The sequence below is a fragment of the Halomonas sp. DP5Y7-2 genome (genome assembly GCF_019802025.1).
In the GTDB taxonomy this organism is placed as follows: domain Bacteria; phylum Pseudomonadota; class Gammaproteobacteria; order Pseudomonadales; family Halomonadaceae; genus Halomonas; species Halomonas litopenaei_A.
The window spans coordinates 235589-257966 of record NZ_JAHVHY010000001.1; the positions used below are offsets into that span (position 1 = coordinate 235589).

Annotated in this window: 16 protein-coding genes; 13 read left to right on the forward strand and 3 right to left on the reverse strand. The window is 62.8% G+C overall.

Going from position 1 to position 22378, the window contains the following annotated elements:
- Window positions 1–239 precede the first annotated feature (239 nt).
- The 5 genes from KUW18_RS01000 (at window position 240) to KUW18_RS01020 (ending at window position 4924) form a co-directional block, all read left to right on the forward strand.
- On the forward strand, window positions 240–995 hold the full coding sequence (locus tag KUW18_RS01000) for a murein L,D-transpeptidase catalytic domain family protein (protein ID WP_409995816.1): 756 nt from the start codon (window positions 240–242) through the stop codon (window positions 993–995).
- Between the two features lie 562 nt (window positions 996–1557).
- Window positions 1558–2907, forward strand: coding sequence for an MFS transporter (locus KUW18_RS01005; RefSeq protein ID WP_206942933.1), 1350 nt, complete (start codon window positions 1558–1560; stop codon window positions 2905–2907).
- A gap of 205 nt (window positions 2908–3112) precedes the next feature.
- On the forward strand, window positions 3113–3820 hold the full coding sequence (locus tag KUW18_RS01010) for an SDR family oxidoreductase (protein WP_206942935.1): 708 nt from the start codon (window positions 3113–3115) through the stop codon (window positions 3818–3820).
- 45 nt (window positions 3821–3865) lie between these two features.
- Window positions 3866–4345 carry a peroxiredoxin gene (locus KUW18_RS01015; protein WP_222161942.1) on the forward strand — a complete coding sequence of 160 codons (480 nt, stop codon included), beginning with the start codon at window positions 3866–3868 and terminating at the stop codon, window positions 4343–4345.
- Between the two features lie 141 nt (window positions 4346–4486).
- Window positions 4487–4924 carry a GFA family protein gene (locus KUW18_RS01020; protein ID WP_222560596.1) on the forward strand — a complete coding sequence of 146 codons (438 nt, stop codon included), beginning with the start codon at window positions 4487–4489 and terminating at the stop codon, window positions 4922–4924.
- Window positions 4925–5015: 91 nt separating this feature from the next.
- Here the strand turns inward: KUW18_RS01020 and KUW18_RS01025 are convergent, their stop codons facing one another.
- Entirely contained in the window at window positions 5016–6572 is a 1557-nt protein-coding gene (locus KUW18_RS01025) for a phospholipase D family protein (protein WP_222560597.1), read from the reverse strand.
- A 304-nt stretch (window positions 6573–6876) separates the two neighbouring features.
- Between KUW18_RS01025 and KUW18_RS01030 the strand changes: the two genes are divergently transcribed.
- The 4 genes from KUW18_RS01030 (at window position 6877) to KUW18_RS01045 (ending at window position 12053) form a co-directional block, all read left to right on the forward strand.
- A complete protein-coding gene (locus tag KUW18_RS01030) occupies window positions 6877–7419 on the forward strand; it encodes a fimbrial protein (RefSeq protein WP_222560598.1) in 543 nt (180 codons plus the stop codon).
- Window positions 7420–7481: 62 nt separating this feature from the next.
- Entirely contained in the window at window positions 7482–8177 is a 696-nt protein-coding gene (locus KUW18_RS01035) for a molecular chaperone (protein ID WP_222237320.1), read from the forward strand.
- Window positions 8178–8193: 16 nt separating this feature from the next.
- Window positions 8194–10743 (forward strand): fimbria/pilus outer membrane usher protein, encoded by a 2550-nt coding sequence (locus KUW18_RS01040; RefSeq protein WP_222560599.1) that lies wholly within the window; start codon window positions 8194–8196, stop codon window positions 10741–10743.
- Window positions 10740–12053: a fimbrial protein gene (locus tag KUW18_RS01045; RefSeq protein ID WP_222560600.1), complete on the forward strand. Its 1314-nt coding sequence runs from the start codon at window positions 10740–10742 to the stop codon at window positions 12051–12053. The genes KUW18_RS01040 and KUW18_RS01045 overlap by 4 nt, the downstream gene beginning before the upstream one ends.
- A gap of 98 nt (window positions 12054–12151) precedes the next feature.
- On the opposite strand, the gene cobA is transcribed toward KUW18_RS01045, so the two are convergent.
- Both cobA and KUW18_RS01055 read right to left on the reverse strand, forming a co-directional pair.
- On the reverse strand, window positions 12152–13015 hold the full coding sequence (gene cobA / locus KUW18_RS01050; RefSeq protein WP_222560601.1) for a uroporphyrinogen-III C-methyltransferase: 864 nt from the start codon (window positions 13013–13015) through the stop codon (window positions 12152–12154).
- A 154-nt stretch (window positions 13016–13169) separates the two neighbouring features.
- Window positions 13170–15980 carry a nitrate reductase gene (locus KUW18_RS01055; protein ID WP_222560602.1) on the reverse strand — a complete coding sequence of 937 codons (2811 nt, stop codon included), beginning with the start codon at window positions 15978–15980 and terminating at the stop codon, window positions 13170–13172.
- 598 nt (window positions 15981–16578) lie between these two features.
- On the opposite strand from KUW18_RS01055, the gene KUW18_RS01060 reads away from it, so the two are divergent.
- The 4 genes from KUW18_RS01060 (at window position 16579) to nirB (ending at window position 22348) form a co-directional block, all read left to right on the forward strand.
- A complete protein-coding gene (locus KUW18_RS01060; RefSeq protein WP_224851810.1) occupies window positions 16579–17193 on the forward strand; it encodes an ANTAR domain-containing response regulator in 615 nt (204 codons plus the stop codon).
- Window positions 17190–18248 carry a CmpA/NrtA family ABC transporter substrate-binding protein gene (locus tag KUW18_RS01065; protein ID WP_222237315.1) on the forward strand — a complete coding sequence of 353 codons (1059 nt, stop codon included), beginning with the start codon at window positions 17190–17192 and terminating at the stop codon, window positions 18246–18248. The genes KUW18_RS01060 and KUW18_RS01065 overlap by 4 nt, the downstream gene beginning before the upstream one ends.
- A 225-nt stretch (window positions 18249–18473) precedes the next feature.
- Window positions 18474–19808: an NAD(P)/FAD-dependent oxidoreductase gene (locus tag KUW18_RS01070; RefSeq protein ID WP_222560603.1), complete on the forward strand. Its 1335-nt coding sequence runs from the start codon at window positions 18474–18476 to the stop codon at window positions 19806–19808.
- Entirely contained in the window at window positions 19808–22348 is a 2541-nt protein-coding gene (gene nirB, locus KUW18_RS01075; protein ID WP_222560604.1) for a nitrite reductase large subunit NirB, read from the forward strand. The genes KUW18_RS01070 and nirB overlap by 1 nt, the downstream gene beginning before the upstream one ends.
- The last annotated feature ends 30 nt before the right edge of the window (window positions 22349–22378 follow it).

Here is a 22378-nt window from a genome sequence, read left to right on the forward strand (position 1 = left end):
TGTGTCACGACGACAGCGTATCGTCATAAAGTTAAGCGTACCGCTTACACGACCTTACGTCATGACACCTTGCGACGCTGCGACAGCGATGGCGTGTCGCCTTGAGATAGCGCAATGCACCGAGGCCATGGCCGGCCACCGCAGCCTTTGTCTCTTGGCTCCTGTCACGACGCCTGCAGCAGAACAGCGAGCTACGATCACCACCGACGCCACTGTATGTCCTCGGAGCCTTGATGAGCATGTCGACCCATTGTTCAGCCCCCTACCATCGCATGAAGACACGTCTCACCCATGCTCTAGTATTGACCCTGTGCGCCATTTTTGCGGCTCCTGCCAGCGCTCAGGATTTTATTCGCGACGCCACCCGGGAGGACCACTGGAACCACAACTCCCTCGAGCAGACCCTGGCGCGCCTGGCACCCAAGGCCAACCCGGGGGTTCTAAGTCTCGCCGCTCGCGCCATCAACTGCGCTGATCCTGATGCAGAGCGCCTGGCCGTGATCGATTTCTCGCTGCCGTCCACCGAACGCCGACTATGGGTCTTCGACCTGAAGCAGCCCCGCCTGATCTTTCGCGAATGGGTGAGCCACGGCAAGAACTCTGGCGACGCCGTGGCCAGCATGTTCTCGAACATTCCCGAAAGCTATCAGTCGAGCATCGGACTGTTTCGCACCATGAACAGCTATGTCGGCAGCAATGGCTATTCCCTGCGCCTGGAAGGACTGGAGCCGGGGGTCAACGACAACGCCTACGACCGCGCCATCGTCATGCACGGTGCCGACTACGTCAGCCAGGAATTCATTGAGCGAACCGGTCGAATCGGTCGCAGCCACGGCTGCCCGGCAGTCCGCAACGAGGTCGCCGTGCCGCTGATCAACAGTATTCGCGACAACCAGTATCTGTTCACCTACTATCCGGACCAGCGTTGGCTGAACAGCTCCGCCTACCTGCGCTGCCCACGTCGAGATCAGCAAGTCGCTGCGCTGTCGCGCTGATGACGCCTGCCCAGGATGCCAACGGCACGGAGTTTCCGTGCCGTGGCTCTCGATGGCGCACAGGCCCACTTGTCCCGCGTGACACCCACCTCGATCTGAAGCGCTATGCCTCTTCAGCCCTCCCTTCCCTAGCCTCCTCTTCCTTCTCCTTCTCTTCCCCTGCTCTACCTGCTCTACCTCCTCTACCCCACTGCAGCCAACAGCGACCATGGCATCTCGCCGAGCAACATCCACGTCATGGCGAGTGCGGTATAGGCTCGTCTCAAGGCGCCCAGCATCCCGCTGGGGGCACCTGCAAGGCGCACTCCGACCATGCATGGCGGCTAATGATGCACCGCATCGATGCACCGCGGGTCGCCACCCCCTGCACGCCAGCAGCGCAAAAAATCACAAACGACTGATTAGGCTGCGCTTATCCTTCACCGGCATTTCACTTGCTTCGCATCAACCAGTGTGTGCCGGACGTGGACCAGACCCCTCGGGGTACGAGTGCGTCGGACCCGACCTTCAATGGCGAAGGCCAAACAAGTTCGCGTGTTCGTCCACCCTGGAGGACTGTTCCATGAATCTGCGCCACAAGGCCAACAGGATCCGCCTGTTTTCCTTCTCGACTCCGCAAATGCGAGCCTTCCACTTTTCCTGGTTCGCGTTCCACCTCTGCTTTTTCGGCTGGTTTGGTATCGCCCCGCTGATGGCGGTGGTCAGAGACGACCTCGGCCTGACCAAGACCCAGATAGGCAATACGATCATTGCCTCGGTCGCCATCACGGTCATTGTCCGGCTGGCCATTGGCGTTCTGTGTGATCGCATTGGCCCTAGGCTGGCCTACACCTGGCTGCTATGCCTTGGCGCCCTGCCAGTGATGAGCATTGGTTTCGCCGACAGCTTTGAATCCTTTCTGCTGGCACGACTGGCCATTGGCGCCATCGGCGCCTCCTTTGTCATCACCCAGTACCACACGTCGGTGATGTTCGCTCCCAACGTGGTCGGCACCGCCAATGCCACCTCTGCCGGATGGGGCAACCTGGGGGGCGGCACCACCCAGATCCTGATGCCGCTGATCTTCTCTGGGCTGTTGATGCTGGGGGTCAGCGAGACCCTGGGCTGGCGATTGGCCATGGTCGTTCCCGGGGTAGTGATGTTTATCGCTGGACTCTGCTACTACCGCTTTACCCAGGATGCCCCCGACGGCAATTTCAAGGAGCTGCGTGCCCGCGGTGAACTGGAGGAAGCGTCGGGAGAAGGCAGCATGGCCAGCACCTTCGGCGCCGCCGCTCGAGACATTCGCGTATGGGCACTGTTCGTCGTCTACGCGGCCTGCTTCGGCGTGGAGCTGACCATCAACAACATCGCCGCGATCTACTTCTTCGATAACTTCGACCTGACGCTGGCCACCGCCGGCATGATCGCCGGTCTGTTCGGCTTGATGAACCTGTTCGCACGTACCATGGGCGGTATCTTCTCGGATCTGTTTGCGCGTAACGCTGGCCTCAAGGGCCGCGTTCGCTGGCTTTTCATCGCGCTGCTGTGCGAGGGTGTGGCGCTGATGTTCTTCTCCCAGATGCACGTGCTGGCACTGGCCATCGGCATGATGCTGGTGTTCAGCCTGTTCGTGCAGATGGCCGAGGGTGCCACCTTCGGCGTGGTGCCTTTCATCAATCGGCGTGCTCTTGGCGCAGTGGCGGGGATCGTCGGTGCCGGTGGTAATGCGGGCGCCGTGGCCGCGGGATTCCTGTTTCGCTCCGAGACGATCAGCTATCAGCAGGGCCTGTTTTACCTGGGCGCCGCAGTGATCCTGGCCGCCCTGTGCGCCCTGCTGGTCAGGTTCAGCCCTGAAGTGGAGGCCGAGGAAGCGGCAGCCTACGAGGACGCTGCCCAGGGCGAGCGTGGTAGCGCATTGTCGTTACGCTGAGTCGTCCCGGCCCGCCTGCCTATAGGCGCGGCCAACGTCACTGCATGACCGCCCGGCCTTGCGCCGGGCTTTTACTGTGTCTCCTGGTCCTTGCGCTTGCCCTTGAAAGACGTCCCCTGTGCCCAGAGGTTTGCAACATGCGCCGGAGCCACGCATGCTGAAACGAGCACCGACGCGATTGGAGCCGAGCCACCAGGAGGATGCGATGCGAGAAGGAGTGTTGCTGATCACCGGAGCGTCCAGCGGCATCGGCGCTGCCACCGCACGAGCGGCATCGAGGGAAGGCTACCATCTGGTCCTTGCAGCCCGCTCCCAGGAAAGCCTGACGGCCCTTGCTCAGGAGCTGGGCCCCGAAAATGTATTGACCGTTGGCATGGACGTGACCGATCCCGAGGCCCAGAAGATGATGGTCGAGGAAGCGCTTGAGCGCTTTGGCCGCATCGATGCGGTGTTTGCCAACGCGGGCCGAGGTGGCTCACCTGGCGGCTTCAGCTCGGCAGACCCGGAAACGTGGAAGGCCATGCTGATGACCAACGTGTACGGGCTTGGGCTGACCATACAGTCTTGCCTCCCTGCCCTGCGGCGCAGCCGGGGCCACCTGCTCCTTACCGGCTCTGCGGCAGGCAGAACCACACTTCCTGGCTCCATGTACGGGGCGACCAAGTGGGCCGTTTCAGGCATCGGTTACAACCTGCGCGAGGAGCTTCGCGGCAGCGGTATACGCGTGACGCTGATAGAACCCGGCATGGTCGACACCCCATTTTTCGACGAACCACCGGAGTACGCGCTGGAAGACCGCGATGTGGCCAACGCCGTGATGTACGCGATCTCCCAGCCGCGCCACGTGGACGTCAACGAGATTCTCGTGCGTCCCACCCCACCTCTGCAGGACGACATCACGGACGCTGATTGACGGTCCCTGCATCCCCCTTTTACTTCCCTGACCTGAGGTACTTTCATGACCATTGCCATCGGCGATCGCCTGCCAGATGTGACGCTCTACACCAACGGCGCCAAGGGGCCGGAAGCCATCTCTACCCGCGACGTGTTTGACGGACGCAAGGTGGTTCTGTTCGCCGTTCCCGGGGCCTTCACCCCCGGCTGCTCCAACACCCATATGCCTGGCTTCGTGGTCAATGCCGACAAGCTGCTGGAGAAGGTGGACGCCGTTGCCTGCCTGTCGGTGAACGACGCCTTCGTCATGGGCGCCTGGCAGCAGGATCAGAATGCCCAGGCGCTGACGATGCTTGCCGACGGCAATGCAGACTTCACCCGAGCCATCGGCATGGACAAGGACGCCAGCGGCGCCGGAATGGGCGTGCGCAGCCTGCGCTACGCCATGATCGTCGACGACGGCGTGGTGCAATATCTGGGCGTGGATACCGAGCGCGGCGTGATTGAGGCGTCGAGCGCCGATACCGTGCTGGCCTCACTCTAGGACACCGCGACACCAGCGCGACGGGCGCTTGCAGGCCAGCTCTCATGGCCGGTAGGCGTCCGCATTCCGACGTCGGTCCAGACGTGCCCCACCACGCGCTTCTGCTAGGCTTGAGACATCCCGCCTGCAGGAGCACGCGACATGAATACCGCATCAACGCCATCCCACCGCGTCAGTGGCAGCTGCCTGTGCGGTGCCGTGACGCTCTCGCTGCCACTGGCCTCCTACCAGGTGGCCGCCTGCCACTGCCGGATGTGCAGAGTCTGGGGCGGCGGTCCGTTGTTCGCCGTGGAGCCAGCCGGCCCCATCGAGCTGGAAGGAGAAGACGCCATCACCGTCTTTGCCTCCTCGGAGTGGGCCGAGCGCGCCTTCTGTCGGCATTGCGGCACCCACCTCTTCTACCGTTTGAAAGACGGTCAGCACTACGCGATCCCGGCGGGGCTAATCGATCAGGGACAGGACTGGCACTTCGACCACCAGATCTTCATCGACCAGAAGCCAGCCTGGTACCACTTTGGCAACCAGACTCAGGACATGACCGGCCAGGAGGTATTTGACGCCTTCGGCGGCGATGACTGAAGGACACCCCCACCGCGGGGTCCCTTCACGCAAACGGCCAGCAGGGTGCTGGCCGTTGTTGCCGGTCAAACGCCATCCACCCACAGTGCCGTTACAACATCCACTCCACCGGCAAGATCGAGATCAGCGACACTGCCGCACGCCGCAACACCCCGACATTCGGCTCGCCCTCGTAACGCACCACCCCTTCCGGGGTGCGCTCGAGCCAGTACATGCTGCCGTCCTCGTCCAGCTTCACTTCATAGGCGTTGTCCAGCACGTCAGTGTTGAACACGCGCTCCATCTCCTGGGCGAGCTCGGGACTCTCGATGATAAAGCCCAGCTCGGTGTTGAGCCTGGCGGATCGCGGATCGAAATTGAAGGAACCGACGAACAGACGATCCCCATCTACCGCGAAGGTCTTGGCGTGCAGGCTGGCGCCGGAGCTGCCGAAGGGGCCTGCCGCGTCGCTGCGCCCTGGCGCATCGGGAGCACGCTTCAGCTCGAACAATCTGACGCCGGCTTCCAGCAGCTCACGACGTCGCTTGGCGTATCCCGCGTGCACTGCCGCCACATCAGTGGCCTCCAGTGCATTGGTCAGGATGGTGACCTCTACCCCACGGGCTTCAAGGTCGGCGAACATCTGAGTGCCTTTCTCTACCGGCACGAAATAAGGTGACACCAGGTGTACGGTGTCGCGAGGTGGCCCGAGCAACCCGCGAATACGCCCTGTCAGCAGGTCCTCGTCATCTGCCAGCCCAAGCCCTTTGGCCGGATCGTCGCTGACCATCAAGGCATTGGCCCACACAAGCTCAAGGCTGCCCTCCCGAATCGACGACATGAACTGGCTGTCATCCAGCAGCTCCCGGTACTCCTTGGAATCGTCTGAGCCCATGGCGACGGCCAGCGACTGCTCGAGCTGCGCCAGCCCTTCACGCCCCACCGAATCGATGACCCGACTCGCCGGATAGGATGATTGGCTGGCCCAGTAGCGATCGAAGTCGGCAGACACCTGCTCGACCACCGGACCAATCGCGACCACATCGAGATCGGCGAACATCACGTTGTCACCCGCGCCAAAATACTCGTCACCGATATTGCGCCCACCGATGATGGTGGCCTGGTTGTCTACGGTCAGCGACTTGTTGTGCATGCGGCGGTTGGCCCGTGAAAAGTCGGTCACGTAGCCAACCAGGCGTGGCGAGCGCACCACAAAGGGATTGAACAGCCGTACTTCGATGCTGGGGTGGGCGTCCAGAGCCGCCAGCTTGTCGTCCAGGCCCGCCGTATTGGTGTCATCCAGCAACAGTCGGACACGCACACCGCGATTCGCCGCATCCAGCAATGCCTGATACAGCATGGAGCCGGTGATGTCGTCGTGCCAGATGTAGTACTGCACGTCCAGCGTCCGCTCAGCCGACTCCGCCAGCAGCAGGCGAGCGGCGAAGGCGTCGTGGGCGTTGCGCAACGGATGGATGCCACTCTTGCCGGGATGAGCGTCGACATAGGGGGACACCATTTCCCCTAGTGCCGTATGTCGTGCGTCATCAGTGGGCAGATAGCGTGTCTCGCTTCGCCCCTCCAATGACGGAAGGCCACTGCACGCCGTCAATGTGATGGCCGAAGCCAGTATCAGACCTGCCCTGAACGAGTGAAGCCACGCGCGCATGATGGAATCCGTGTGTCCTGTGTTGATCGGCTCAGAATAGCGAATGTCTCCGCACAAAGCCCAGAACGACTTCCGTTTAGTGCCAAAACCAGCCACTTACTCTCGAATAAGGCCAGAAGTCTTAGGTTTTCTTTAACCAAACTTTACATTTCAGAAACATTTTTAACCATATTTTTCAAAAAATGATCTAGATCAACACCAAATTACTAATACTCAATATTCTTTGACATGTACGACTTCCGAGCACGACTGGCTTACTCATCTGAGCTAGCGCAGATGCTCACTTCATACCTGGAGGTGTCTCATGTCCTATCCCCGTTCCTACATCGCGCCCATCGGCCTCACTCTCGCCCTATTCTCGGCGTGCAGTGCTCAAGCCGCCGATGGCACCATTACCTTCAATGGAGAGATCGTCGCTGCCAACTGCACCATCCCCACCGCTGACACTTCGGTCACCCTGCCGACAGTTTCCACCAGCGCTTTTGGCGCCGCTGGCACACGGGCAGGTCAGAAAGCCTTCCAGCTGGCACTGACCTGCACCGCGGGCACCACCGGAGCACAAAAGGTCGCCGTACGCTTCACCGGTGACGATAGTCAAGTCGACCCTACCACCGGGCTATTCCTGCTGGATGCCACCAGCACGGCACAAAATGTGGGCATCGCCGTCTATGACGCCAACGATGACTGGGTCAAGGCCGCTAACAATGTCAGTACTCCTGCAGTAGACATCGTGGCAGGAAGCGGCACCACCATCATCCCGCTGACTGCCTGGTATCAGTCCACCGCTGCCGCCGTCACCGCGGGTACCGTCAATGCCACTGGCGCTATCGAGATCGTCTACGAATGAAGCCTACGACCCTACCCTTACCCTGGCGGAGGGTGTCAGGCCGATGGGTTGGCGCGACAGCTATGTTGCTGCTCGCGCTGTCGGTTGCCACATCAGTCTCTGCCAGCGTCTCCATCAATGGCACCCGAGTGGTGTACAACGAAGATCAGAATGAGCAGACCATCAGCCTGGAAAACAAGGACGACATGCCGGTGTTGGTTCAGGCCTGGGCCGATGAGCGAGCAGGCTCTAGGCCCGCCAGGGACGCGGACTCCCCCTTCCTGGTCACTCCTTCGGTCTTTCGGCTGGATCCCGGCCAGCGCCAGACGCTGCGTATCCTGCGCATTCGCCAGATACCCGAAACGCATGAAGAGTCACTCTACTGGCTCAACATCAAGGAAGTTCCGCCGGTCTCGAAACAGCAAACAAATTTGCTGCAACTGGGCATTTTGACACGCCTGAAGTTGTTCTACCGCCCCGCCGACCTGGAGGTCAGCGCGACGGAGGCCATTTCACGCTTGCAGTGGAGGGTCACCCACAGGAATGGCCAAACACTACTGGAGTGCACCAATCCTAGCGATGCGCATGTCTCTCTGGTATCGGCATCCTGGCAACAGGATCCCACCGGAGCCGATGTATCACTGGACATGGTGGCGCCACACGGTCACGCCAGCTGGCCTATCTCTCAAGCCGACGCCCGCCATACCTCACTGTGGTACCAGGCAGTCAATGACTACGGCGCGGTAGTGGTTCGCCAGGCCACGCTTGCGCACGACTGACCAGGAGTGAGCTTCCATGGCAACGCGGCCCCGGGTCTCTTGTTCCCCCTCTCACGTTTGTTGGCTGGCACTCACTAGCTGGGTGCTGCCTGGTCTCGCCTGCGCCGAACAGGTGGAGTTCAATCCTGCCTTTCTCGCATCGAGCGGCTTGGACATCAGTCGCTTTTCTCAAGCGGGCTACATGGTGCCGGGAGACTATCCCGTGGAGCTAATCGTCAACCAGCAGTCGGTGGGACGGCACCTGCTGCGTGTCGAAGAAGACTCGAACGACACGCAGAGCACCCGTCTGGCCTTATCGGCCTGGCAAGTCGTCGGCCTGGACCCGGAGATTCTCCAGGACCTCGAGCAGCGCTGTTCGGGACTAGCCGCGGATGACTGCTACCTCGACGCAACCAGCGTGGCGCCAGGGGTTACCTTGACGCCGGATCAGGGCACGCTGAGCGCTCGAGTCAGCGTACCGCAGGCGCTGATGCTGCAACGCCCTCGGGGTTACGTGGAGTCAGAGCATTGGACTGCCGGGGAGGCCGCCCTGCTGACCAACTATCACCTCAACAGCTACCGATCGAGCATTTCGGGAGAGGACTTTGACAGCACCTTTCTGGGGGCATCGATAGCTGCCAACCTTGGACTATGGCAGTACCGCAGCGACTTCAATGCCACCCGGGATGACCAGGGCCACGTGGATTGGGACAGTCTGCACCACTACGTGCAGCGCCCGTTGGCCGGGCAGGAACGTCTACTGCGCCTGGGCGAGGTCAACACCCGTGGAGAGCTGTTCGACTCAATCCCGGTACTGGGGGCCACACTGACCAGCGAGCCGCGAATGCTGCCTGACAGTCAGCGAGGCTATGCTCCGGTGGTCACCGGTACCGCGCAAACTCAAGCCAAGGTCACCATCACCCAGCAAGGAAAGCACCTTCTCGAAACCAGCGTTCCCCCAGGTCCTTTCGTCATCGACGACCTCTACCCGACCGGGTACGGAGGCGACCTCGACGTTCAAGTGACCGAAGCTGACGGCAGGATAGAGCGCTACAGCGTGCCCTACGCAGCGCTGCCGGGACTTCTTCGGCCTGGGCACTCCAGGCTCTATCTGGCCGCCGGTGAGCTCAACAATGATGCCATTGGTGATGCTCCGCTACTGGCAGAAATCGGCTATCGGCGCGGGTTGAGCAATGCCCTGACCGGCTATACCGGAGTACAAGCCAGCGAGGACTACTGGTCACCGCTGATTGGCGCCGCCTTCAATACTCGCTACGGTGCCGTAGGGGTCGATGCCCAGTACTCGGATGCCCGCCTGCCCGATGGGAACCGCCATGGCTGGAGTCTGCAGACCTCCTACAGTCGACACTTGATCGGCAGCGACACCGATATCAATCTGGCCGCCTATCGCTACTCCAGTTCCGGCTACCTGTCGCTGAGCGATGCCGCCTACTTGCAAGATGTACCGGCCTCCTCTGAGCCGCAGCAACGGGATGTGGACGCCTACTACAGCGATGCCAGCCAGCGAAACCGGCTGCAGTTCAACATCAGCCAGCCACTGGGTGAGCGCTCCCGCCTGTCATTTACCGGCTCAGTGGCGGACTACTGGCATCGTGAAGGCTCGGAATCGACCTACCAACTCGGGCTGACGCGAACCTTTGGCAGGGTCAGCCTTAACCTCAGTCTGTCACGGGTCGAAAGCGAGGACCGAGACACGGAAAACAGAGCCTTGCTGTCCGCGTCGCTGCCACTATCGAACACCGCCTTCGCGCCACGCATGACGATCTCGGCCAGTCGGGATTCGGCACAGAATGATCATCGCAATCTGAATGTCACCGGAAATCTCGGGGAAGACAGGGGCCTTGCCTATGGGATTCATGCCAGCCAGTCCACAGGGGACACCGGCGACCAGCATTCCTATGGCGCCAACCTTTCCACCCACACCTCCGTGGGACAATACACCCTGTCCGGTTCCGAAAGTGATGACTATCGCCAGCTATCGTTCGGCGCCAGCGGAGCAGTGCTGCTGCATCGCCACGGAGTGACATTCGGGCAAAGCACAGGTGACACCATCGGACTGATCAGGGCTGAAGGTGGTGCTGGCGCTCGCGTCACCAACGCCGCCAACCTCACCCTGGATAGCGACGGAGAAGCCCTGGTGCCGTTCCTCTCACCCTACCGCGTCAACGATGTGCAGTTGGACCCTCGTGGCGCATCTACCGCAGTGGAATTTCAGCGCACCAACGTCCAGGTCTCCCCTTATGCCGGCGCCATGGTGCCCATCCACTTCGCCACCGACACGGGGCAGCCGGTGGTCCTGGTGCTTACGCAACACGGGAGGGGAGTTCCGCTCGGCTCTACCGCCACTGCAGCCGACGGTCGAGTCCTCGGACAAGTCGGTGCAGGCGGCATGCTGCTGGTACGCGACCTCGCTCCGGGAAGCCCGCTGACCATCAGCCTTGACCAAGGTAGGCACTGCCAAGCGCAACCTGAATGGACCCCTCCAGCCATGGGCAGTGACGATATTCCTATTGTCGAGTCGCCGTGCATTGGCCCGTCTTCCGATCACACCAAGGACCCATCATGATCCTACACCCCCCCCTTTTGCACACCGTTCGAGGCAGCGGGTCTCGGCGGCACCCATGGCGCTATCTGCTCCTGCTGCTCGGCTTGCTGGCGCTTTCTTCACGAGCCCATGCACATTGCTTCGAGATCATTCCTCCCTGGGACAACCAGCCGCTACCGGTCGACTTCGGCTCCGAGATAGTCCTCGACAGCGACACCGCCGTCGGCACCCCCATCGCCGTCGGCATTCTTCCCGCTTCCCAGCTGTACGCTATCAATGGCGGCTGGGTAGCGCGCTGCTACTATGCAACGGATACGGTGAAGTACTGGCTGCTATGGCAGCACTATTCAGCCACCAACGGCTACTGGCCGGTGCCAGGCGTCACCTCGGATGCCGCCGATGAAGCCATGTATGTCATGACCGACGATGGTGTCGGAAATCCGTACGGCGGTGGGGGGAGTGGCAGTGTTGGCTACACCACTGAATTGATGGTGGAGGGCAAGGCGCTGCCCTTCAAGTGGGCCAATACCAACCCGGCCTTCAACTTGTTTCCCTTTGACGAGCCGGTACATGGGATTCCCTGTACCGATGCCAAAGCAGGGACAGGACTCGCCGAGGGCTATCCCCCCATCACCACGGACTGCCCTGACGCCTGGTTTGCCGTCAACTGGCGTCAGATGCCCTCATTCTATGTCAAGGTAACGCTTTACAAGATGGCAGGAGATCCTGGTGTCGAGGGGGTCACCCTGAGGCATGCTGCCTGGGAGGGATACAGTCTGTTGTCATTGATGAACGACTTGAGCACTCCCCCTAACCACAACGCCGATCTATTCAGCCTAAGCGGCCTCACCTTCGCCCAACCCCTCAAGGTGCGCATGAACCCCTGTCAAGGCGTCGGCAATGTCTCCGTCTCATTGGGCCAGATCGGCAGTCATCGATTCGACGAACTCGGGCAGCCACCGCAGGGGGTACCCGACACTCCCGTCAACGTATCGGCATGGTGCCACAGCGATGGCGATGTCAAATGGGCGGTACTCGGCAATATTCATGATTACGACCCCAGTGGAGATGCCGGTATTCTCGCCTTGGATGGGGAGGCAGACAGCGCCAAGGGCGTTGGTATCCAGTTACTTCACAGTGATCGCCCGGACCCGCTCCCGATCACTCCGGAAGGCAGTGACTACAGTGCCTATCGCTGGATTGATACAGACCTCAAGGCCATCGATGGAGAAGTGCTGATGCTCGATTTTCTCGCTCGCTATGTGAAGACAGGCGACATCGAGCCCGGCGTTGCCAACGGCCACGCAACCCTGGTGCTTGCCCCAAAGTAAGCCGATTGGCCAACCGCCGCAGGCCCCCCCCCGGCGGCCGCTCTTGCAAGCAACCTCCACCCAAGCTGGAGTACTGGAAGGGCCTTGTGCGGCCCTTCTTACAAGGTCGCTGCCTCAGCCGCTGCTGTCACCTTGGCCCGGCTGACCACACTGCCGACGATGATCAGACACGGAGACGGCAGCGGGCTGGCCGCCAGACGGCTGTCGATATCCGCCAACGTACCCACCACTGACGCCATCTCGGGCAGGCTGGCGTTGGCCACCAGCATCACCGGCCAGTCTCGTGGGAGCCCTGCTGTGATGAGGCCTCGACAGATCGCAGTGAGCTTGTTCAGGCCCATGTAGAACACCAGCGTCTCATCCTGGCGCGCCAGTGATCTCCAGTCCGGCTCGCCGCCCTCTCGACACTGCTGGGCGGTCACCAGACGAAGACTCTGGGCATGGCCCCGCTCGGTCAGGGGAATTCCCATGGCGGCAGCGGCACTGGCCGCCGCCGAGATGCCAGGGACAATCTCCCAGGGCACCCCTGCTGCCTCCAGCGCATCCAGCTCTTCTCCCAGACGCCCGAAGATACCGGGATCGCCTCCCTTCAGTCGCACTACACGCTTGCCCTGGCGCGCGAGCATGACCAGCATCTGCCCGATGCTGGCCTGGTCGAGGCTATGATGCCCGCGGGCCTTGCCGACATAGTGCCGCTCCACTCCGGCCGGAATCATCGCCAGCACAGCCGGCCCCACCAGCCGGTCGTAGACGACGGCATCAGCGTGCTTGAGTCGCTCCAGCGCCAGCAGCGTCAGCAACTCGCCGGCTCCACTGCCCGCCCCCACCAGCGACACCTGCCCCTGACGTAGGCCAGTAGCCGCTATCGGCACGGGCCTTTCGAGGCGATCGGCGCCACGCTGACAGAGCGTCGCCAGCCGCGCCAACAGCAGCGACAACGCTCGTGCCGGTGTATCGAACATCGCAGACCGACCGCTGCCCCGAAGCCTGCAACGGCTTCCACCGAGGCGCTTCAACAGCGGCACGGCTAGCCCCATCCATCGCGGCCAGACAGGGCTTTTGCGCCACGTACCAGCGGCGGACGCCTTGACGCCCGATGCCCCAGGGGACGGGTTCTCAGCATGCAGATACTGGCTGCGGGGGCTTGATGGCGCCACGGCTCTTCTCCTCTTCTACAAGGCTCTTCAATTCCGGCAGACAACTGCCACACTGGGTGCCACACGCCAACCTTGCCCCCAGCGCCTCCACCGAATCGTCTCCGGCACGTATCGCGCGTTGAATCGGGGTGCGGCCCACCTGGTGACAGCTGCATACAATAGGTCCCTGATCAGAGGCACCATCATCGCAACCCGCCAGCACGCGACGGCGATCCTGCTGGGCCATCACCTCGCCCTTGGCCGCTTCCGTCAGGCGCTGCGACAACCAGCCCAACCCGGGCAGCTCGTTCACCGGTCCCACCATCAGCCACCAGCACAACCGCCCCTGATCGAAGCCGGCCAGGCGCCAGCGGCAGCCTGACGGATCCTGCAGCACCGGGCCCACCTCACCAGGAAGGTGCTGGCGGGCCCAGGCCAGCCAGTCGCGGCTGGCACTCTGCAGATCCCCCGCCAACTGCCAGCGCTCGCCAGCCGCCATCGGTACTCGCGTCCAGTACTCGGTGCCCTTGACCAGGCTGGCCATCGCGTCTCGCGGCGAATCGCTCATAGTGCTCAAGGCATCGTCACCGAGCACCAGGGTGGCTTCCCAGCTATGCACCAGAGGAGAAACCATCACCGCACCATGCTTGGTTTCCGGCTGCCCAGAGAGCGGATCGGTGACACCGCCGAACAGCGCGCCAGCCTGAGGCGAGTGGCTGAAGCGCCGGGTCCAGTGAATCGGCACAAACACCTCACCGCGGCGTTGGCCAGGGGCGACCCGCACACGAGCCCGCATTTCTCCAGTGGGTGAACGGATCGACGCCAATGCCTGATCGACCAGGCCCAGTGCTGCAGCGTCGTCACGATGCACCTCGACGAAGGGCTCGGCACGATGGTTCATCAGCCGGCTGGCTCGGGCGGTGCGGGTCATGGTGTGCCACTGATCACGCACTCGGCCGCTGTTCAAGCGCAGCGGGAACTGCTGGCTGGTGGTCTGCTGTGGCGCCTTGGCATAGACCGGCCAGAGCCGAGCTCGGCCGGTCTCGGTGAAGAAGCGACCATCCTCGAACAGCCGCGGCGTGCCCCGCGGAGCGGAGCGGGTGACCGGCCATTGGATGGGTGCCAAGGCGTCGTACTGCTGCCGGGTAAGTCCCGCCAGGCCCGAGATATCGAAAGCGCGCTGACCGTCGTTGTCGAGACCTGACAGTCGCGCATGTTCGTCAAATATCTCGGCCGGATGGGTGTAGGCGAAGGCCTCCCCCAGACCCAGGCGGGCGGCCACCTGACACAGGATCCACCAGTCATGGCGCGCCTCTCCGGGCGGCGGAAGAAGACCACGCTGGCGTGAAATGCGCCGCTCGGAGTTGGTCACGGTGCCGTCCTTCTCCGACCAGCCGCTGGCCGGAAGAACGATGTCCGCCAGCGCCACCAGCTCGGTATCCTCCATGCACTCGGACACGATCACCAGCGGACAGCGGGCGATGGCGGCGCGAACACGATCACTATCGGGAAGGCTGACCAGAGGATTGGTGGCGATAATCCATAGCGCTTGAATCTCTCCCCGCTCCAGCGCCTCGAACAGCTCGATCGCCTTGTAGCCTGGACCTTCGGGCAGCGTGGCGGTCACCGTCTGAGTCGACCAGAAGCGTGCCACCCTCTCCCTCGCGCCCGGCGCGTGGTAATCCATGTGTGCCGCCAATTGGTTGGCCAGGCCACCGACCTCACGCCCGCCCATGGCGTTGGGCTGCCCAGTGATCGAGAACGGTCCCGCCCCGGGCAGCCCAATCTTGCCGCCGGCCAGGTGGCAGTTGAGGATGGCCTGGCACTTGTCGGTACCGCTGGTCGACTGGTTGACTCCCTGGGAGTAGAGGGTCACCACATGCAGCTGAGTGGCAAACCAGTAGTAGAAGGTTTCCAGGCGCTCAGGGTCCAGGTCGCACGCCGCCGCGACCGCATCGATATCGGGAGCATCGACCAAGGCCGCTTTCAGCGCCTCGTCACTGCCATCCGTATGACGCTGCAGGTACACCCTGTCCAGTCGCTGATGGCGCGCCATCCACGCAAGCAGCCCGTTGAACAGCGCCGCATCCGAGCCTGGGCGAAGTCCCAGGTAAAGATCGGCGACCTCGCAGCTGTCAGTGACGCGTGGGTCGATGACCACCACCCTCAACAGGGGATTACGCGACTTGGCCAGCCGCAGCCGCTGGTAGAGCACCGGGTGGTTCCAGGCCAGGTTGGATCCCACCAGCACGACCAGCTCCGCCTCCTCGAGATCCTCGTAATTACAGGGCACCGCATCGGCACCAAAGGTCCGCTTGTAGGAGGCGACAGCAGAGGCCATGCACAGACGTGAGTTGGTATCCAGGTGCGGGGTACCGATGAACCCCTTGAACAACTTGTTGGCGACGTAGTAGTCCTCGGTCAACAGCTGTCCCGACAGATAGCCAGCGATGGCACCCGGCCCCGCGGCTTCGCGTATCTTGAGCAGGCGCTCGGCGAGCGTATCCAACGCCTGCTCCCAACTGGTCTCGTGACCATCGACCCGCGGCATCGTCAGGCGGCCGTGATGGCCCAATGTCTCTGCCAGCGCGGTTCCCTTGACGCACAGACGCCCGAAGTTGGCGGGGTGAGAGGTATCGCCTTCGACCACGGCGCTCCCCCCCTTTGCACTCAGCGCGACACCGCAGCCAACACCGCAGTAGGGACAGGTGGTCAGCGTGCCTGCCTGTTTGCCGTCGCCATGGTCGAGGATTGGCTGGGCTGGCACGCCGTCATGATCTGTCTGGGTCATCCCCTTCTCCTGTGAGCCATCACGCAAAACGCCCACTCAGCGCCTGGCATGGCCAGGAGCTGAATGGGCGTCTTTGCCGAGGAAACCCCACATTGGATTTCCGTTGCGCGCAGACCTGTCGCTGTCCGATGTCTGCGCTTTCCACTACAGAAGCAAACCTCGTGCCATCTTGGCAGGAACCCCCTTCCAGGTTGCCGGCAGCCAGGGCAGGTGCGCCCAGTGACACCGGCTTTCCGCTCCGCCCGAGGGCGACCGCCTGGCTGTTGCGTGAAGGCTCACGCTCTGGGGCCGCCAGGGCATTGCCTGCGGCTGAACGAGGTGGCCATGCACCACGACGTTCACCGCGAAGCGTGGTTTCGCACCCATCCGGTGCAATTCGTGCCCCTTGCCTGCTTGCCCATCGCTTCAACCCCCGGTGCACCGTAGCCGTGCATCGCTATCACTCTGATTAAAAAAGATAGTTAGCCAGGTGGAACACATATTGCCGCCAGCGAAGCCTAGACGCCGCCCTGCGCTGTCAGCTGACACCAGAGGCACGTTGCCACTACCCAGTGCATCCACCCACACCGTTACCTTTACCAAGCGCCCGACAAGAGCCATGCCTTCTATGCCGATGCCTGAACCCGACACCTTGAGTGTGCTGCTGGTCGACGATGAGATCGTGCGCGCGGCCATGGTCGAAGAGGCCCTGGCCAACGATGGCCATCGGGTCGTCTGCCGGCTATCGAGTCCGGCAAGCCTGAATGACATGGTGCGCCAGCATCAGCCCGATGTGGTCATTATCGACATGGAATCCCCCGACCGGGACACCCTGGAGAGCATGGCCCTGCTGCAACGGGAAAATCCCAGGCCGGTGGTCTTCTTTGCCGATCAGCATGATCCGCAATCCCTCAAGGCAGCGGTCAAGGCGGGGGTCAGCGCCTACGTCGTCGATGGCCTGGCCGCCAACCGGGTCAAGGCCGTGATCGAGGTTGCCATCGCCCGCTTCGAGGCCTTTCAGGGCATGCGCAGAGACCTCGACAAGGCTCGCAATCAGCTGGCCGACCGCAAGCGCATCGAACAGGCCAAGGGCCTGTTGATGAAGCACCAGAGCTGCGATGAAGAACAGGCCTACCGGATGCTGCGCAAGCTGGCCATGGACCGCGGCCAGCGCATCGCCCAGGTCGCCCAGAACGTCATCGATATTCTCAAACCACTGGAGCAGGGATCATGAGCATAGGGAAGGCCACTCAGCCATCGACCAGCGCACCAGAGCTCGCAGGATTGACCCTTGGCTTCGTCCCGCTGCTGGACGCGGCACTGCTGATCATCGCCAGGGAAGGCGGCTTTTTCAGCGCGCAGGGCCTCGATGTCAGCCTGTCACGAGAGAACGCCTGGTCGACACTGCGCGACAAGGTCGCTGCCGGACTCCTCGATGGTGCCCACATGCTGGCGCCCATGCCACTGGCCATGAGCCTGGGTCTGTCACGGGCGCCATGCGAAACGCTGGCCGCGATGGTACTGGGCCGCCAGGGCAATACCCTGGTGCTGTCCCAGCGGCTGGCCAATGCGCTGGATGTGCGCAGCGACCTGCCCCGCCCGCAAGGCTCCGCCTTGGCCCTGCGCGACTGCCTGACCCGGGGTCTGGCCAAGCCTCGGCTGGCCATGGTCTACCCCTACTCCTGCCAGCACCTGTTGCTCCGTGAATGGCTCTCCCTCGGCGCTATCGACAGCGACAGCGAGGTGGAGCTGGTCGCGCTGCCGCCTCCCCGAATGGTGGACGCCTTGCGCGAGGGCGAAATCGATGGGTTCTGTGTGGGCGAGCCCTGGGGAAGCCAGGCCGAATTTCGACAGGTCGGCAAGGTCATCGCCAGCGGCGCGGACATGATGCCGGGCCATCCCGAGAAGGTGCTGGGCGTCACCGCGTCCTGGGCGCGTCGCTACCCCCACACGCTGGCCGCCCTCATCCGTGCGCTGCGGGCCGCCGCCAGTTGGCTGGACAGCGCGGCAGGCGCCCGCCGCCAGGCGCTGGAATGGCTGGCACTGCCCCCCTACCTGGATGAGGCGGTCGCTCATCTCGACGAACTGCCCGTGGGCTGCGCTCCCGGCTATCCTCTGCTGAGTGAAGGCCTGCGCCCTCACCCCAGCGACTTTTACGGCATGGCCGAGCGGCTCCAACCGCTGCTCATGGCCAGAGGGAGGGAGCTGGACGACGTCACGCTGGAGACCTGCTACAGCAGCGTGCATCACGACGAGGCGTTGCACCAACCAAGTGCCATCACCCCGTAGTACTCTCCGTCGTGGTGTTGCACCACGCACCCTCATCTTTTAGCAAGACGTTGTAAAAAAAGAAGAACCGCGTATCCCGGCACGAAACTTGGATACTCACTGACATGACACCGGCCCTGGCCGGCCGCGATCAACGGCGATCGCATCGACTCAGACAAAGACGTCTCTTCACCCCCCAATGCTGGGGGAGTGAGAGACGTCTTTGGCGTTTTTGGAGCCTTTACCATGTCCAGCAAGACGCAAGCGGATACCGCACATCCCAGCACCGTATCCCCTTCGACTGAGGCAAACCCCACGACAGGTCACCTCGTGATCATCGGCAACGGCATGGCCGCGCATCGGCTGGTATCACGCCTCAAGGGACGTTCCGGGGCACCGAGCCATATCACCCTCATCGGCGCCGAGCCCCACCCCGCCTACAACCGCATACTGCTCTCCAGCTGGCTTGCCGGAGACATCGAGCGCGAAAGCATGGCTCTGTCGCTCGATGACCACACTTTTCCGATCGTCGGCCAGCGCCTTGGCACCCGGGTGGTAAACATCGACCGTCGACGCCAGCGCGTCGAGTGCGATGACGGTGAAATACTGTGCTATGACCACCTAGTGCTGGCCACGGGCTCACGCAGTGCCATGCCCGAGATTCCCGGCATCGACCTTGAAGGCGTGCATGGCTTCCGTGACCTGGACGATGCTGCCCGGCTGGCGGCCATCGCTGAAGCCGGCGGCACCGCCGTGGTCGTGGGCGGCGGTCTGCTTGGCCTTGAGGCAGCGGCAGGGCTTGCCGGGCGAGGCATGCAGGTTAGCGTTGTGCAGCGATCATCGCGGGTGATGAACCGCCAGCTGGACGCTGTCGCCGCCAGCATGCTGGCCGCCGAGCTCGGTCAGCGCGGCATCACGCTGCACACTGGGGCTCGTCTCGACGCCGTCATCGGCGATCAAGGAGGCAAGGTCAGTGGCGTGCGCCTCAGCGGACAGCCAACGGTGCTGGAGGCCGATTGCGTCGTGATTGCGGCAGGCATTACGCCAAACATCGAACTCGGCCAAGCGGCGGGCCTTCGCTGCGATCGGGCCATCCATGTGGATGACGGCCTGGCCACATCCGATCCACGCATTTCGGCGGTGGGTGAATGCTGCCAGTTCGGTGACAGCACCTACGGCCTGGTAGAGCCCATCTGGCGCCAGGTCGAGATACTCGCCGCCCGCCTCAGCGGCCAGGCCGCAGATGCCTACAGCGACAGGCCCTGCGCCACCAAGCTGAAGGTGTCGGGCGTCGACCTGTATGCCTTCGGTCCGACCGAGCCTGACAGCGGCCACGAAGTGCTGAGCTATCACGATACCGGCGAATATCGTCGCCTGCTGCTGCGCGATGGAAAGCTCGAGGGCGCCGTGCTGTACGGCGACACGCGCATGGGCCCATGGCTATTTTCACTGGCCGAACAAGGTACGTGTCTGGACCGTGTGCGTCATTCCCTGCTGCTCGGCCAGGCCGACACGGACGCCCTGCTCAGCGCCCACGCTGCGCCTCACTCCGACTCTTCACACCACCAGGATGCCGCCTGATGACCACACGTTCAGACTCCGCCACCCGTGACACCCGCCCCACCCTGATCGTGGTGGGCAACGGCATGGTCGGCCATCACCTCATCGAACAGCTGGTCGAACGCGGCCAGCACCATCACTACCGCATCACGGTATTCGGCGAAGAGCGCCACCTGGCCTATGACCGTGTCCACCTATCCGACTACTTCACCGGTCAAGACGCCGACTCGCTGGCCTTGTCGACCGCGGACTACTACCACGAACACGGCATCGAGCTGCGCCTCGACGAAGCCATCACCGCTATCGATCGCGACTCTCGGCAGGTCCGCACCGCGCAGGGTACTCACACCTATGACCGGCTCGTACTGGCGACGGGCTCGACCCCTTTCGTGCCGCCCATTGCGGGCAATGACCGGGATGGCTGTCTGGTCTATCGCACCCTGGACGACCTGGACGCGATACGCCATGCCGCCAGCACCGCGACCACTGGCGTGGTGGTCGGAGGGGGCTTGCTCGGGCTGGAAGCGGCCAACGCTCTGCGTGGACTCGACCTGGATACGGCGGTGGTGGAATTCGCCCCCCGCCTGATGCCCATGCAGGTCGATGATCAGGGCGGCGAGCTGCTGCGAGAAAAGATCGAGGGTCTCGGGGTTCAGGTGCTGACCGAACGCGCCACCCGCGAGATCGTGCCTGGCGAGGCCAGCCGCCTGCGCATGGTGTTCCAGGATGACAAGGTGCTGGAGACCGACCTGATCGTGTTCTCTGCGGGCATTCGTCCCCGGGATGAACTGGCCCGGGAGTGTGGACTGGAGATCGGCGAGCGGGGCGGAGTGGTCATCGACGATCACTGCGTCACCAGCGATGCAGCGATTCTCGCAGTGGGTGAGGTGGCCCTGTACAACAACAGCATCTTCGGCCTGGTCGCTCCGGGCTATCAGATGGCCAAGGCGGCCGCAGACACCTTGAGCGGCGGCGAACTGACCTTCACTGGCGCCGACATGAGCACCAAGCTGAAGCTGATGGGCGTCGATGTGGGCGCCATCGGCGACGCCCATGGTAACCGTCACCCCAGCGCCAAGCAGTACCGCTATTTTGACCAGCTGCAGCAGATCTATCGCAAGCTGGTCGTGTCCGCCGATGGCAAGCGCTTGCTGGGGGCCATGCTGGTCGGTGACAACGGCCCCTATGACACCCTGATGCAGTACTACGCCAACGGCCTTGACCTGCCCGTGGACCCGGCCGCACTTATCCTGCCATCCAACGAGGCTGCGCCGGCACTGGGGCCGGATGCATTGCCCCAGGAGGCGACCATCTGCTCCTGCCACAACGTCACCAAGGGGGCGATCAGCGCAGCCGTGGATGCGGGGTGCGAGGACCTGTCAGCGGTCAAGGATGCCACCAAGGCCAGCACCGGCTGCGGAGGCTGCGCTGCACTGCTGAAAAGCGTCTTTGATCATGAGCTGTCAGCTCGCGGCATGGACGTCGATACCTCGCTGTGCGAGCACTTTGCCCACACCCGCCAGCAGCTCTTCGACATCGTCCGGGTGGAAGGCATCAAGACCTTCAGTGAGTTGATGTCACGGCATGGTACGCCGCGCCCGGATGGATCGCCGGGTCTGGGGTGCGACATCTGCAAGCCGGCGGTAGCCTCGATCCTGGCCTCCTGTTTCAACGAGCCGATTACCGACGCAGCGCACATCCCCCTGCAAGATACCAATGATACCTTCATGGCCAACATGCAGAAGAACGGCACCTTCTCCGTGGTCCCGCGGATTGCCGGGGGCGAGATCACTCCCGACAAGCTGATCGTGCTGGGCCAGGTGGGCAAGACATACGGTCTCTACACCAAGATCACCGGCGGTCAGCGCATCGACCTGTTCGGGGCTCGCCTGGAGGACCTTCCCGCCATCTGGAGCGAGCTGATCGCGGCCGGTTTCGAGACCGGACACGCCTACGGCAAGTCGCTGCGTACCGTGAAATCCTGCGTCGGCAGCACCTGGTGTCGCTATGGGGTTCAGGACAGCGTCGGCATGGCACTGCGGCTTGAGCACCGCTACAAGGGCCTGCGCTCCCCGCACAAGCTCAAGTTCGCGGTGTCGGGCTGCACACGGGAATGCGCCGAAGCACAGAGCAAGGATATCGGCGTCATCGCCACCGAGCACGGCTGGAACCTGTATGTCTGCGGCAATGGCGGCATGCGTCCACGCCACGCAGAGCTGTTCGCCACTGACCTGGACGACCAGACCTTGATCCAGACCATCGACCGCTTGTTGATGTTCTACGTGCGGACCGCCGATCGACTGCAGCGCACCTCGGTATGGCGGGAGCAGCTGGAAGGCGGGCTCGATTATCTCAAGGCGGTGATCCTGGACGACAGCCTCGGCCTCGGTGCAGAGCTGGAGCGCCAGATGCAACAGGTCATCGACAGCTATCAGTGCGAATGGGCTGGCGCCCTCTCCGACCCGGACAAGCTCAAGCGCTTTCGCAGCTATGTCAACGATCACCGCGCCGACCCCGACATCATCGTCACCCAGGAGCGCGGTCAGCTGCGCCCGGCATGATCCACCCCGCCATCCAGGATACCGAGGACC